Source organism: Rhodococcus qingshengii JCM 15477, assembly GCF_023221595.1.
GTDB classification, from domain to species: domain Bacteria; phylum Actinomycetota; class Actinomycetes; order Mycobacteriales; family Mycobacteriaceae; genus Rhodococcus_F; species Rhodococcus_F qingshengii.
Window position 1 is genome coordinate 2,270,087 of sequence record NZ_CP096563.1, and the last position, 13,089, is coordinate 2,283,175.

Sequence of the window (13,089 nt, forward strand, 5' to 3'; positions counted from 1 at the left end):
ACCTCAAGCCTTTCCGAGTAGATCGCGGTGTGCGCGTGCGACATCCGAGGCCACGACGTCCTCGTCGACGGTGGTGACTCGTCCGTCGGCAACTACGATTCGCCCGTTGACGAGCAGTAACTTCAGCGGGGGAGTCGAGCCGAGTACGAGCGCCGCCACCGGATCGGTGATGCCGGCATGCGCGACGGTGTCGAGTTTCCACACCGCCAGGTCGGCAAGTTTTCCGACCTCGATCGATCCGATTTCGCCCTCGCGGCCCAGAACTCGTGCGCCGGCGATCGTTCCCAATTCCAAGGCTTTTCGCACCGTCATCGTCTGCGGTCCGCCCTTCGCGCGAGCAAACAGAAGTGCATGACGAGACTCCTCGATCAGGCTGCAAGCTTCATTGCTCGCCGCGCCGTCCACGCCGAGCCCCACGGTGACCCCGCCGTTCACCAGATCGGCGGCACGGGCGATACCGGCTCCCAGGCGCGCGTTGGAGGTCGGGCAGTGCGCCGCCGCAGTTCCGGTTCGCGCCATCGTCTCGATACCGGCGTCGTCGAGATGGACTGCGTGGGCGTACCAGACGTCCGGGCCCACCCAGCCGACTCGTTCCATGTATTCGACCGGCGTGCAACCGAAATGCTCGCGGCAGAATCTCTCCTCGTCCAGTGTCTCGGCCAGATGCGTGTGCATACGCACGCCGTTTTCGCGGGCCAGCGTCGCGGACTCGCGGAGCAATGCCTCCGTCACCGAGAAGGGTGAGCAGGGAGCTACCGCGATCTGCAGCATAGATCCGGGATTCGGGTCGTGCCAACGGTCGATCACCGACTGCGTGCCGGTCAGGATGTCATCGAGTTTTTCCACGACGTGATCCGGTGGCAGGCCGCCGGAACTCTGGCCGAGATCCATCGACCCACGACAGGGGTGGAATCGAAGGCCGACCTGCGCAGCCGCGGTGATCTCGGCCTCGAAAACGTCGCCGGCGTCGCGGGGAACGACGTAGTGGTGGTCGGTGGTGGTCGTACATCCGGTTTTCGCCAACCACGTGAGGCCGCCGGTGGCCGCCACGTGGACGGCGTCGGCGTCGATACCTGCCCAGACGGGGTACAGGGTGGTCAGCCACTCGAAAAGCGTCGAGTCCGCGGCCAGGCCTCGGGTGATCCATTGGTAGAGATGATGATGTGTGTTGACCAGACCCGGCGTGATCAGGCAACCACTCCCGTCGATCACCTGCGCACCCGGGTATTCGGGTGGCGTTCCGGCGCCGACGTCGACGATCTTGTTGCCCGAGATCACCACATAGCCGTCGGAGTACTCGGAGCGGTCGCCGTCCATCGTGACCACATGAGCGCCCGCCACGACGAGTGTTGCCCCGAGAGCTGATTCGGTCACGACAACCAACCGGCGTAGGTGGTCCACGACGGCCCCGCGTCTGGTGCGTCGGATCGGCTGACCGCAGCTTGGATCAGGCCGTACGGACGATCCGCAGCGTGGAACACCTCGTTGTCGTTCTCCACTCCGAAGCGGCCGAGTGCATATTCGAAATGATGCTTGTTGGGTGCGGACAGTCGAACCTCCGCGATGATCGGGAATTCCTCGAGGATTGCCTTGCCGATGTGGAAGAGCGTCTGCTGCAGGGCAAGTGAATGTACCTGTGCGAACTGCTTGACGATCTGTGCCTTGATGCCCGCGTAGACCGATTCCCAGTCGACGTCGGTGGTGACGAATCGCCACTGGGCGACCAACGTCGTCGCCATGACGCGGTCGTCGGTCGGCTCGAGAACGGTGTACGGATCTTCGAGAAAACCCGAGAACTCACTACCAGTCGATTTGAGGATCACCAGGTCCTTCAGGCCGCCGATCACCCATGTCCCGGTATCGGAGATGGTGATCGACGCCGTCCGAACTTCCTGACCCTTCCGAATCCAGGTGTAGTCGTGCTCGCTGCCGTCGACAATCGCACGCTCCCAGGCGTATTCCTCGATCTCGATCCGCGCGCCACTGACCGGTTCGATGTCGTCGACGAAATGACGGGCGAGTTCGAGTCCGTACGTCTCGATCGAGATCAGACCCTTTTCCTTGGCGTAGGAGTAGGCCGTTTGTTTCTGCGTGTCGGTCGGCAGAACCTTCGATTGATCACCGGTGAGGTATGCGTCGGCGAAATCCCCACGCAGGCAGGTGGAGACGTTGATGTCGTGAATTTCGTGACGGGGGGTGTCTCGATAGATTCGGACTACTCGATTTTCCGCTTTGCCGTACTGGTGACCCGATAGTTCGATCGATCCGCTCAACCGTTCGGTGTTCGTACTGCCGGTTGTGATGTTGCCGGTCGTGATGTTTTCGGTAGTCACGTGTTCAGCTCCCGCGATAGGTGGAATAAGCAAAGGGCGACAGCAACAGTGGGACGTGATAGCCCCGTGCCGTGTCGTCCACCCGGAAGGTCACTGTCACTTCCGGGTAGAAGTTTTCTTGTCCGTTGGTCTCGAAATACGTTCCGGTGTCGAAAGTCAGGGTGTAGTGACCGGCGGTCAGGCCACCGGGAGCAAGTTCGGGGATGCGGCCGTCGGAGTCGGTCTCCGCAGTGGTGACGGAGGCGCCGTCTCGATCACGAAGTTCGACGCGAATCCCCGCCGCGGGGTTGCCCGTCGTCGCGTCGAGAACGTGCGTGCTGAGGGTCTTGCTCATGCTGTGCCTCCGGCGAGTGCATCGATCAGACGGGCGAGTCTGATCCGATTGATGGCGGCCAATTCGGTTCGAAGCACGGAACGCTCGGTCGCCGGGTCGTTTCGGAGACGACCTCGAAGGATGTCGAGGAGCTCCGTTCCAGATTTCCCCGACGCGCAGACCAGGTAAACATGGCCGAATGTCTCTTCGTACTCGGCGTTCTTCCGTCGAAGTTCCGCGAGTACGTCTTCTGTCGCCGACGAGACTCCCGACTGTTCACGGGTAGAGGCCGCGCTCTCGCTTCGCTCACCGATTCGTGGGTGGCCGGAGAGAGCGTCGTCGATCTCGGACTCGGGAAGCTCGGCCAGCACCGCATCTGCTTTGTCGAACAGAGCTTCCAGATCGGCGAACGGGCGAGACGAGGCGATTTCCTGTGCCCACACGGCGGAATGGCAACACTCGAGCAGCGCCGCGACTGCCTGGTGGTCACCGAGCGCATCGAAGGCTCCGAGACCACTGGAATTCGTTGTAGGCATGTCCACAGGATTACTTGAGCATGTTACGGATCTGTAGCGCAGCAATTACGGGAGATGATGTGTCTCGATCTTATTTCTCCGGCTGCTCTTCCCCGATCACGGTTTCTCGGCGACCGATACATTCTCAGGTATGACCGATACTCCGAAGCTGTCTTCCGTCGTACCGTCCCTGGCGAACCTCCGAGACATCGGTGGCTCCGAATCGAGCTTCGGTGGCACCGTCCGCACCGGGAGCGTGTTTCGTTCCACCGATCTGGCATCGCTCAGTGCGGACGGTGCACAGACCCTCGCCGATCTGGGCATCGTCACGATCTACGATCTGCGCACCGAATCCGAACGCGAGACGGCACCGGATCTGACGCCGGACGGTATCCGAGAAATCGGCCTGGACGTATTGGCGGACAAGCAGTATCGCGCCATTCCGGCTCAGATGCAGCAGATGATCGCCGACCCGGCGTTTGCTGCCGAAGCATTGGGCAGCGGCCAGGCGCTCGAGTACTTTCAGGGAAGTTACCGCGATTTCGTGACCTTGCCGAGTGCGGTCGCGTCGTACCGGCAACTGTTCGTCGACTTGGCCCAGCCGCCCAGCTCGCCGGCACTCATTCACTGCACCACGGGCAAGGATCGGACGGGTTGGGCCGCCGCCGCGTTACTTCTGTTCCTGGGCGCTTCCGAGGACGCGGTCTTCGCGGACTACCTCGAAACCAACAAGATTTTGTTGCCGATGTTCGCGCCGCTCCTCGAGCGATTCGAGGCCAAGGGGATCGACCCGACCCTGCTCGAGGGTGTCCTCGGTGTCAGGCGCGAGTACCTGGAGGCGTCGATGGCAGAGCTCGCGCAGGTACACGGATCCATCGAGGCGTACTTCACCGACGGCTTGAAGATCGACGCGTCGACCCAGGACCAATTGCGGAGCAACCTGCTCAGCTGATCAGGACCTGCTCGGCTCGTCTCGGCGGGAAGTTCGTCGCCTCGTCACGAGGCTGACGATACCGATCCCGATGGCGATGCCGAGCAGGTCGGCGCTGCCGTCCCAGATCGAACCGGAACGCGAAATGGGCAGCGCTGCTTGAAGAACCTCGGACGTCGCGGCAAAGATCAACAACCACACAGCCGTGAGCCACACCGGGATCCGCGCGTGCAACGAGGTGATCGCCAATACCGCGAACATCAGCGTGTGAGTGATCTTGTCGGTGTTCTCCGGGCTCGAGGGCACGGTGGAACCCGGGGAGAAGAGCATGATCAGGGCAATGACCACGGCGATCGCCAACGGCCAGTATCGGTTGTTCTTCAATTCGTCTGCCCCTCGACGACGACGAGTCCGAGTGCACCTTCGGCGAATCTGGTGACGGCGTCGGCGGCCGTCGTGAGCGCCTCGGTGTGCCCGTCGCGGGCCCAGCCGGTGAGCAGGGCGGTGGAGTCGAGAGGCGTCAGAACGACCTCGGCGAGAAGCTCACCGGTGTTGGGTTGGCACACTGCCCAGGAGTAGACGCTGTTTTCGTGCCACTGAGCGCTTCGCTGACTCACGTAATCGGGGTCGGTGATACCACCATCGGCAAGGGCGGGGCGGTCGTCCACACGCTCGTCTGCGCGTAGTGCGCGTAGATACCAGCCGCCTGCGTTGATCTCGATCGGCTCCATCAGTCGGAGTCCCGCTCGCGGCGGCGCTTGGCTTTGCGTTCCCGGTCGGTACCGAACAGCAGTGCACCGGCCAGGGGAATCGCGAGGAACCACAACCAGGTGCCGGTGACGAAGAACAGGATCACCGCGAGAATCGGGACGACGGCCATGACGCGACCGGACCAGTCGGGGTTGAAGCCTCGCTCCGCCGGTGCGTCGGGAGGCGTCACCATCGACAGGGGAGCGGTGCCGGGCGCTTGGTAGTTGCCCGGAAGATCGGCGAACACCGGAACGAGTTCACTGCGAGTTGTTGCGGCACTGACGATTCCGCTTCTCTCGTCGAACTCGGTGACGGTGAGGCGGCCTGCGGCGAAGTGCTCGCTCAGGAGATCGAGTGCCTGCTCGCGTTCTGCAGTGCCGATGCGAATGTCGGGGACGTCAGCCATCGTTACAGCCTACTCAAACGACTGTGCGCCTTTCCGGTAGTGGGGACTACCGGAAAGGCGCACGGGGCCGGAGGCCCTACTTCAGTTCTGCGAGAACCGTTCCCTGCGTGATTGCTGCACCCGGCTCGACGGACAGTCCGGTGACGACACCGGCCTTGTGCGCGTTGACGGGGTTTTCCATCTTCATGGCTTCGAGAACGGCGATCAGATCGCCTTCTGCGACTTCCTGGCCTTCGGTCACTGCAACCTTGACGACGGTGCCCTGCATCGGAGCCGTGACAGCGTCACCCGATGCTGCACCTCCGCCGGCGCCGCCGCGCTTGCGCGCCTTCGGCTTCTTGCGGATCGCACCGGAGGCAGCGCCGCCGCCGTTGCCGAGCGAGAACTGGCCCGGGAGGGAAACCTCGACGCGACGTCCACCGACCTCGACGACGACGTTCTGACGCGGCAGAGCCTCGTCCTCGTCGTCTACGGGAGCACCGGCGCCTGCGTACGGCTCGATGGGGTTGACCCAGTCGGTTTCGATCCACTTGGTGTAGATGTCGAACTTCTCGCCGTCACCGATGAACGCCGGGTTCTCGACGATGTGGCGGTGGAACGGGAGAACGGTCGCGAGGCCGTCGATCTCGAACTCGGCCAGAGCGCGCGATGCCCGCTGGAGGGCTTCTTCGCGGGTGGCGCCGGTGACGATGAGCTTGGCGAGCATGGAGTCGAACTGTCCGCCGATGACGTCGCCGGCAACGACACCGGAATCGACGCGAACGCCGGGGCCCGTGGGCTCACGGTAGACGGAGACCGGGCCGGGGGCAGGCATGAAGCCGCGGCCGGCGTCTTCGCCGTTGATGCGGAACTCGAAGGAGTGTCCACGCGGGGTGGGATCTTCCTTGATGGAGAGTTCTTCGCCGTTGGCGATGAGGAACTGCTGACGCACGAGGTCGATGCCCGCGGTCTCTTCCGTGACGGGGTGCTCGACCTGCAGGCGGGTGTTGACCTCGAGGAAGGAGATGGTGTCGCCCTGAACCAGGTACTCGACCGTTCCGGCGCCGTAGTAGCCGGCTTCCTTGCAGATGGCCTTGGCGGATGCGTGGATGCGTGCACGCTGGTCGTCCGTCAGGAAGGGAGCGGGAGCCTCTTCGACGAGCTTCTGGAAGCGACGCTGCAGCGAGCAGTCGCGGGTACCGGCGACGACGACGTTGCCGTGCTGGTCGGCGATGACCTGAGCCTCGACGTGGCGGGCCTTGTCCAGGTACTGCTCGACGAAGCACTCGCCGCGACCGAAGGCTGCGATGGCCTCACGGGTGGCCGACTCGAACAGCTCGGGGATTTCCTCGATGGTCTGGGCGACCTTCATGCCGCGTCCACCGCCACCGAAGGCAGCCTTGATCGCAACCGGGACGCCGTATTCCTTGGCGAATGCGACGACCTCGTCGGCGCCCTTGACGGGATCCTTGGTGCCGGCTGCCATCGGCGCCTTCGCGCGTTCTGCGATATGGCGTGCTGTGACCTTGTCGCCGAGGTCGCGGATGGACTGCGGTGACGGACCGATCCAGATGAGGTTCGCGTCGATGACGGCCTGGGCGAAGTCGGCGTTCTCGGAGAGGAAACCGTAGCCGGGGTGGATGGCGTCGGCGCCGGACTTCTTGGCTGCGTCGAGGATCTTGTCGAACACGAGGTAGGACTCGGCGGACGTCTGTCCACCGAGGGCAAATGCCTCGTCTGCGAGCTTCACGAACTGCGCGTCTGCATCGGGCTCGGCGTAAACGGCAACGCTGCCGTAGCCGGCATCCTTGGCCGCCCGGATGACCCGTACCGCGATTTCACCGCGGTTCGCGACAAGCACCTTCGTAATGTGCGCGCTGGCATGACTGGGCACTGAGCCTCCTGTGGTTCGCATAGTCTGTCTCCGCGGTGTATTCCTCTGGGATTTCACCATCGGGGGATTGGCATCACTTCGGAGTGTATGCATCGCTTCGGCGCTGGTTGTAACCGGATCGCTAAAGCCCACTCCGGCTTAGGAAACGGTTTCGAAAACTACCGATGAGTAGCTGTCGGAGGCGGCGGCGTCCGGTTCGGTGACGATTTCTTCGATGGTCCGGCGCAGTGCGGCCACGTAGGCGTGAACCGCGGCGTTCGCCGTCTCGTTGCCTGGGTACCTGACCGCGAGGTTGAGTCCCTGGGGTGTGCGGTTGATCCAGATGTAGACGTCGTGCGTATATGCCTTGCTTCGAAGTGCTCTGGCGTTCCATTCGGGCCACTGTGCGGCTTCGGGCACGAAGCGAACGTCCATGTAGGACACGACGAATCGCGGTCGGATCGGGGTTTCGAGGTGCTCACCGATCCGATCGAACGGGACAGCTGCGGCAGGCTTGACCGAAGCGATGGATTCGGCGGCGCGTGTCGCGAGGTCGCCGAACGAACAGTCCGATCCAACGGCGAACTCGACCGGGCACAGTCCGACGAACCAGCCGAGCGCACCCGCCCACTCCTGAGCGCTGCGGGTGTGAACTGGCGTCACGACCTCGAATCGATCGGATCCCGCGACTTCGCGACCTACAGCGGCAAGTCCGCCGAGAAGTCCGGCGAAGTACCCCACGCCGGTGGCTGCACACGTCGAACTGAAGGCCTTGGACTGGTCGGCGTCGAGCAGCCAGGTCGACAGGCCGTTCTGAGAATCGGTTCCACGGTCACCGATCGGTAGCGGGAACTGGGGTAGACCGTCCGTGCCGAGAGCCTTTCGCCAGATCTCGACCGCAGCCTTCTCGGCTTCCATGTCGGCCATCTGCTCGCGTTCGACGGCACCGAAATCGACGTAGCTGCCCACCGGAAACAGATTTGCAGCACTACCGGTCGAGGCCTCGCGGTACAGAGCAGCGATCTCGTGAGCGACCAGCACGATCGAGAACCCGTCGATGATCGAGTGGTCCGCCGCGAAGAACACGGTGAACGGACCGTCGCCACCGCGGGGCGTCAACGTCGCGAAGACGTACGACGGCCAACTGTGCGGGGACGCGTAATCGTCGAACAGGCGGTGAAGGTGGTCGAAGTTGTCCTGGCTGGACGCGTCGTAGCCGTGGCTGACGACCCCGATGTCGATTCCGCCGAGCGGGACCGTGTGCCGGGTGATCTCGCCGCCCGAGGGTTCGAGGACGGTATGCGAGCGCAGAACTTCGTGACGGTCGATCCACCGGCCGAGAGCGACTCGGAACGCATCGACGTCGAGCGGGCCGGAAATCTCGAAAGCTGTTCCCAGCCAAGACTTGTCGCCTGCGCCTGCAGCGGAACGGTTGAGATGTGCCTCGTGAATGTAGGAGACGGGCCGCGGATCCGGAACCCAGGGCCCGGTTGCGCACGGCAACCATTCGACGAGTGCGCCGGCCGGAATCGCATAGTCGGCCAGTTCGGTGAACTCCATGTTTTCAGCCCCGCAAGTGCCGCTTGATGCGCGCGAGCATGGCCGACATTCCGCGCAGACGGAGCGGGCTCACGGCTTCTGCGAGACCGAGCGCCGAATAGAAGTCGTCGGGTACACCGAGGATCTCGTCGGCGCTGTGGCCGTCGAGCCCCTGCGCGAGGATCGATGCGAAACCACGCGTCGTGGGAGCCTCGGGGGGAGCGCTGAAGTACAGACGGACGTTGTCGCGATCCGAATCGTCGACCGAGAGGAAGAGCGGCGACTGACATTCGGGGACCGGCTCCATCGCGCTCTGCTCGAGCTCCGCCGGCAACGGCGGCAGCTCTCGGCTGAACTCGAGAAGAAGGGTGAGCTTGTCCGAGGCGCCGACGGCCGCGAAGTCGTCGACGATCTCGGCCAGAGCCGAAGGAAGAGCGCTCATGACGCCGATACAGAGGACGGAACGGCGCCGGGCTCTTCGCCCTGGACGATCGGGACGCGCACGGCATTGCCCCACTCGGTCCATGAACCGTCGTAGTTACGAACGTTCGGGTAGCCGAGAAGATGAGTCAACACGAACCAGGTGTGACTGGAACGCTCACCGATGCGGCAGTACGCGACGATGTTGTCGTCGGCCGACAGGTCGCCGTAGATCTCGCCGAGTTCGGTACGGGTGCGGAAGCGGCTGTCCGGTGCCGCTGCCTTCGCCCACGGGATGCTGAGCGCGCTGGGAATGTGTCCACCACGCAACGCACCCTCTTCGGGGTAGTCGGGCATGTGGGTGCGCTCGCCGGTGTACTCCTGCGGAGATCGCACGTCGATGAGCGGCCCGTCGCCCAAGTGCGCGAGAACGTCGTCCTTGAATGCGCGAATGGGAGCGTCGTTGCGCTCGACGACCGGGTAATCCGTTGACGTGATGTCGGGAACGTCGAAAGCGGTGTCGCGGTTCTCGGCGATCCACGCATCGCGGCCACCGTCGAGAAGACGGACGTCCTCGTGGCCGAAAAGAGTGAAGACCCACAGTGCGTAGGCCGCCCACCAGTTGCTCTTGTCGCCGTAGATGACCACGGTGTCGTCGCGGCCGATGCCCTTGCGGTTCATCAACTCTGCGAACTTCGCACCGTCGATGTAGTCGCGGGTGACCGGATCGTTGAGGTCGAGATGCCAGTCGATCTTCACGGCTCCGGGGATGTGGCCGACGTCGTACAACAACACGTCTTCGTCGGATTCGACAACCTTGAGGCCCGGCGCACCGAGATTCGCCGAGAGCCATTCCGTCGAGACCAACCGGTCGGGATGCGCGAACTCGGCAAACGCGGTTGAGGGATCGGGGGCAACGGGCACGGGCGTACTCCTGAAGACGAATCGTTCGGTTCGAACACGGACTTGATCGATTCTATGCGCTGTGCGCAAGGTGAGACGCCCGGAAGCAGGTTCTGCCTGCTCGTGCCCGTTGCCGACCCTAAATCCTCGGTGTTCCTGCTCCGACGCTCGAATCTCTCAATTGTTCGGTGACACTTCCGATCGGCGTCACGCCCCGGGCGCAGACTTCTCTCAGAATCCGGTCGAGTTCGGTGAGGAAATTCACCATGGTTTCGTTTGCCGTCTCGGTATCGGGAAAGCGTGAACGCAGCGAGAGACCACGGTTCGTTCGCGAAATCCAGAACTGGGCATCGTCGGCGACCGTCACATTGCTGATGTGATGGGCGTTGAGGAGATCATGATCGTCTGTGCCGGGTAGTTTGCGGTAATCGATGTACGACACCATGAAGACGTCGGTGCGCGTGCGTCGAATCTTGTCGCCCAAAGCATCTCGAACCTGGGCCATGGTGACGCCCTCGAGCGTCAACGCAACTCGGAACGACGCGTGCGTATGTGCAAGGGATGCACCGAAATCCGCGTCGGGAGTGATCTGGACCGTGATCGGCGCGCTGGTGGTGAGCCAGCCGATCGCGTCGGCCCACCGCGGATCTTTGCGGATGTGAAGCGGAAATTGCAGCGGAAGCGTCGACCGCCCGGTGTACGAGTGGACGGAAAGTCCCATCGCAGTGAGGATTCCGGTGAACACGCTACCGCCGGCGGATAGGCAGATCTCGTCGAACGTCGCCGTCAGCTCCTCGTCGAGCAGCACGCGCACATCGGCGCCCTGCGGCGCGGGCTTTCCGCCCTCGACGCCGAGATCCAAGGGGAAACTCGGTGATGTGCCACCGCAGATCTCGTAGAACCTTGCCCACTCTCGGATTCGAGGGTCGTTGTCGACGGGAAGCAGAGCGTCTGCCTCCAGTTCGCAGTACCGCACGAAACTTCCCGGGTCACCCAGTCGGCTCATCACTGCGTCGACGGCCTCGTGGTCGGTCAGATCGGGTAGGGCGATCAGTCCCTCGTAGATCTGTCGCAGTTCCCCGAGAGCGATGACCAACGAGTAGCCGTCGACGAGTGTGTGATCGAACGCGCTCAGGACCGTGTAATGCTCTTCGCGTTCGACCGTGGCAAACGTGTATGCAGGGAAGGTCAGTGGATCGCATACCGTCGTGAATCGCTTCTTGAGATGCGCTCGGAGGTCTTCGGTCGAATCGAATTTCAGAGGTTCCGAAGTCTCGATGTGTGTGCCGTCTGGATCGAGTCCCATTCGGGTGGTGGTGAACTCGCCCACCTCGAATCCTGTGTGCAGAGTGTCATGGCGACTGATGAACAGGCGCAGCGCGAGGTCGAGTGCAGGCCGATTCAGTTCTCCGGGAAGGTCGAATGCGGCTGCCATCCACACACTCCGGCCCATGCCGTGTGTTCGCGCAGTCTCGAGGTGAAAATGCTGGTTGTACGACGGTGGTACTTCCGACTCGGTGACGGCGCCGTCCGCGGGCTGAAGCGACCATTCGGTGACGATTCCGGGGTCGAGTCCGTATCGATCGATCGAGGTGACATGCATCAGGCCACTCCCTCTGGTGCCACGAACGAGTAGTCGCCTTGAGCTGCAACAGTTTTGATGATCTTCGAGACATGCTCGGCGAAGCGGGTGGCCGATTCGTGGGCAATGGGGGTGTCGGGGTGAGACACGGCGATCCAGGTTCCGGTGTGCATCCGGTTGATCCACATCGACGCGATCTGAGTCTCTTTGCCGCCGACGATTCCCGTTGCCTTCGTCTCGGCGTAACTGTATGGATCCGGCATGCGTCGGCCGTCGATGTACGAGACGATCGGCGGCGGGGTGAGCGTCTTCGACAGTCCGCCGGGTGCGGAATCCGACTCGGCCAAGCTCGACAGAACCAGATCGATGACCTGCTGCACAGAGACATCGAGGAGTGCCTTGCCGTCGTGGTACCCCTGCTGCCCGAGCTTTGCCAACTCGGTGAAGCGTCGCTTGTCGTCGACGTCGATGCCGACCGGGATCAGGTTGATGTACCAGCCCTGCGCAAACGAGTCGGCCTCGGTTCGTGTGCTGACCGGCGAGAGGGCGATGTACTTGTCGCGTCCGGCGAGTTCGAATTCCGCAATCGCGAGCGCGGTGAACATTCCGCCGATGAAGTTGGCGCCGTTGGCTTTACAAACCGCACCGAACTTCTCGCACTCGATGTCGTCGGCCAGGTCGAAGCGTGAACCGATAGCCGGTTTGGGCGCGTCTTCGGCCCCGAGTGGGAGCGGAAATCCGGGGAACGAGCCGCCGCTGCGCATGAGGTAACCGAGCCACTGGTGCACTTCGGGTGACTGCATCGTCAGTTCGGTTGTTCGCTCGCGTTCGACGCGACCGAACTGTGCGTAACTTCCGGCCGGCCCGAGCTCGGGATGCGATCCGGTCGTTTCCGCGGCGTAGAGCTGACGCAATTCTGCGTACATCAGCACCATCGAGTTCATGTCCGAATGGGCGTGGTCGACTGCATGGAACAGGGTGAAGCTCGGATCGGCTTCGAGGTCGGCATGGTGGTGCTCGACGGCACCGAACACGAATGCCGGCCACTGCAGCGCGCTGGTTTCGGTGGCGAACTTGGTCGCGACGAGCGCGCGGATCGCCTCGGATTCGGAGACGTCGTCGCCGACGCGGTACTCGAGTTCGATGCTTTCGACCGGCACCACGTGTCGACGGACCTCGAACGAGGTGTCCGCAGCGTCGGTGGTTGCTTCGTCGAACGAGAACCAGCTGTGCAGCGTGTCGTGGCGACGGATGTAGCGCTGAAGTGCTCGCGTCATGGCGTCGCGGTCCAGTGTTCCTGCGAAATCGAAGGCGATACCGATCCACGGAGACTGCGGATCGCCCTTCTCTGCGGTGACGCGGGCGCGTCGCAGGTGGCGATCCTGCATCGTGGTCGGGGGTAGTTCTCGGTCGATCTCGGCTTCGGCGGCTCGTTGAGCGGAAGCATGCGTGACGCCCCATTCGATTACCCGCCCAGGAAGCGGGTGCCAATGGGTGATCAAGTTCAGATCCATCGAGTAGAACTCCTGCGTGTGTCGTCGAGAA

The 13,089-nt window shown here is 63.0% G+C and carries 14 protein-coding genes; 1 reads left to right on the plus strand and 13 read right to left on the minus strand.

Annotated features, from left to right (window positions below):
• Positions 1–3: 3 nt before the first annotated feature.
• The 4 genes from M0639_RS10380 to uraD all read right to left on the minus strand — a co-directional run bounded on the left by M0639_RS10380 (position 4) and on the right by uraD (position 3,182).
• Positions 4–1,317, minus strand: a complete 1,314-nt coding sequence (locus M0639_RS10380; RefSeq protein WP_231915147.1) for an 8-oxoguanine deaminase — start codon at positions 1,315–1,317, stop codon at positions 4–6.
• Positions 1,318–1,370: 53 nt separating this feature from the next.
• Positions 1,371–2,273, minus strand: a complete 903-nt coding sequence (pucL, locus tag M0639_RS10385) for a factor-independent urate hydroxylase (protein ID WP_037129153.1) — start codon at positions 2,271–2,273, stop codon at positions 1,371–1,373.
• Between the two features lie 64 nt (positions 2,274–2,337).
• Positions 2,338–2,667 (minus strand): hydroxyisourate hydrolase, encoded by a 330-nt coding sequence (uraH, locus tag M0639_RS10390; RefSeq protein WP_007727227.1) that lies wholly within the window; start codon positions 2,665–2,667, stop codon positions 2,338–2,340.
• Positions 2,664–3,182, minus strand: coding sequence for a 2-oxo-4-hydroxy-4-carboxy-5-ureidoimidazoline decarboxylase (gene uraD / locus M0639_RS10395; protein ID WP_030535033.1), 519 nt, complete (start codon positions 3,180–3,182; stop codon positions 2,664–2,666). Before uraD ends, uraH begins: the two co-directional genes overlap by 4 nt.
• A 130-nt stretch (positions 3,183–3,312) precedes the next feature.
• On the opposite strand from uraD, the gene M0639_RS10400 reads away from it, so the two are divergent.
• A complete protein-coding gene (locus tag M0639_RS10400; RefSeq protein WP_042449593.1) occupies positions 3,313–4,113 on the plus strand; it encodes a tyrosine-protein phosphatase in 801 nt (266 codons plus the stop codon).
• Here the strand turns inward: M0639_RS10400 and M0639_RS10405 are convergent, their stop codons facing one another.
• The 9 genes from M0639_RS10405 to M0639_RS10445 all read right to left on the minus strand — a co-directional run bounded on the left by M0639_RS10405 (position 4,114) and on the right by M0639_RS10445 (position 13,058).
• Positions 4,114–4,476 carry a VanZ family protein gene (locus tag M0639_RS10405; RefSeq protein WP_042922147.1) on the minus strand — a complete coding sequence of 121 codons (363 nt, stop codon included), beginning with the start codon at positions 4,474–4,476 and terminating at the stop codon, positions 4,114–4,116. It lies immediately after the preceding gene.
• The gene (locus M0639_RS10410) at positions 4,473–4,823 is read right to left on the minus strand and encodes a hypothetical protein (RefSeq protein WP_003940792.1); all 351 of its coding nucleotides are present in this window, start codon (positions 4,821–4,823) and stop codon (positions 4,473–4,475) included. Before M0639_RS10410 ends, M0639_RS10405 begins: the two co-directional genes overlap by 4 nt.
• Positions 4,823–5,248 carry a DUF1707 SHOCT-like domain-containing protein gene (locus M0639_RS10415; protein WP_003940708.1) on the minus strand — a complete coding sequence of 142 codons (426 nt, stop codon included), beginning with the start codon at positions 5,246–5,248 and terminating at the stop codon, positions 4,823–4,825. Before M0639_RS10415 ends, M0639_RS10410 begins: the two co-directional genes overlap by 1 nt.
• A gap of 76 nt (positions 5,249–5,324) precedes the next feature.
• Positions 5,325–7,121, minus strand: coding sequence for an acetyl/propionyl/methylcrotonyl-CoA carboxylase subunit alpha (locus tag M0639_RS10420; RefSeq protein ID WP_030535031.1), 1,797 nt, complete (start codon positions 7,119–7,121; stop codon positions 5,325–5,327).
• A gap of 138 nt (positions 7,122–7,259) precedes the next feature.
• Positions 7,260–8,660, minus strand: a complete 1,401-nt coding sequence (locus M0639_RS10425; protein WP_064074934.1) for a condensation domain-containing protein — start codon at positions 8,658–8,660, stop codon at positions 7,260–7,262.
• A 4-nt stretch (positions 8,661–8,664) separates the two neighbouring features.
• Positions 8,665–9,081, minus strand: coding sequence for a SufE family protein (locus tag M0639_RS10430; protein WP_003940804.1), 417 nt, complete (start codon positions 9,079–9,081; stop codon positions 8,665–8,667).
• Positions 9,078–9,983 (minus strand): sulfurtransferase, encoded by a 906-nt coding sequence (locus M0639_RS10435; protein WP_003940962.1) that lies wholly within the window; start codon positions 9,981–9,983, stop codon positions 9,078–9,080. The genes M0639_RS10430 and M0639_RS10435 overlap by 4 nt, the downstream gene beginning before the upstream one ends.
• A 118-nt stretch (positions 9,984–10,101) precedes the next feature.
• Positions 10,102–11,565: a condensation domain-containing protein gene (locus M0639_RS10440; RefSeq protein ID WP_064074935.1), complete on the minus strand. Its 1,464-nt coding sequence runs from the start codon at positions 11,563–11,565 to the stop codon at positions 10,102–10,104.
• A complete protein-coding gene (locus M0639_RS10445; RefSeq protein ID WP_042449584.1) occupies positions 11,565–13,058 on the minus strand; it encodes a condensation domain-containing protein in 1,494 nt (497 codons plus the stop codon). Before M0639_RS10445 ends, M0639_RS10440 begins: the two co-directional genes overlap by 1 nt.
• Positions 13,059–13,089: the final 31 nt, after the last annotated feature.

Bases quoted from the DNA above. Each gene is read 5' to 3' on its own strand.
- M0639_RS10380 (WP_231915147.1), bottom strand. From the start codon at position 1,317: ATGGACGGCGACCGCTCCGAGTACTCCGACGGCTATGTGGTGATCTCG.
- uraH (WP_007727227.1), bottom strand. From the start codon at position 2,667: ATGAGCAAGACCCTCAGCACGCACGTTCTCGACGCGACGACGGGCAAC.
- uraD (WP_030535033.1), bottom strand. From the start codon at position 3,182: ATGCCTACAACGAATTCCAGTGGTCTCGGAGCCTTCGATGCGCTCGGT.
- M0639_RS10400 (WP_042449593.1), top strand. From the start codon at position 3,313: ATGACCGATACTCCGAAGCTGTCTTCCGTCGTACCGTCCCTGGCGAAC.
- M0639_RS10410 (WP_003940792.1), bottom strand. From the start codon at position 4,823: ATGGAGCCGATCGAGATCAACGCAGGCGGCTGGTATCTACGCGCACTA.
- M0639_RS10415 (WP_003940708.1), bottom strand. From the start codon at position 5,248: ATGGCTGACGTCCCCGACATTCGCATCGGCACTGCAGAACGCGAGCAG.
- M0639_RS10425 (WP_064074934.1), bottom strand. From the start codon at position 8,660: ATGGAGTTCACCGAACTGGCCGACTATGCGATTCCGGCCGGCGCACTC.
- M0639_RS10430 (WP_003940804.1), bottom strand. From the start codon at position 9,081: ATGAGCGCTCTTCCTTCGGCTCTGGCCGAGATCGTCGACGACTTCGCG.
- M0639_RS10440 (WP_064074935.1), bottom strand. From the start codon at position 11,565: ATGCATGTCACCTCGATCGATCGATACGGACTCGACCCCGGAATCGTC.
- M0639_RS10445 (WP_042449584.1), bottom strand. From the start codon at position 13,058: ATGGATCTGAACTTGATCACCCATTGGCACCCGCTTCCTGGGCGGGTA.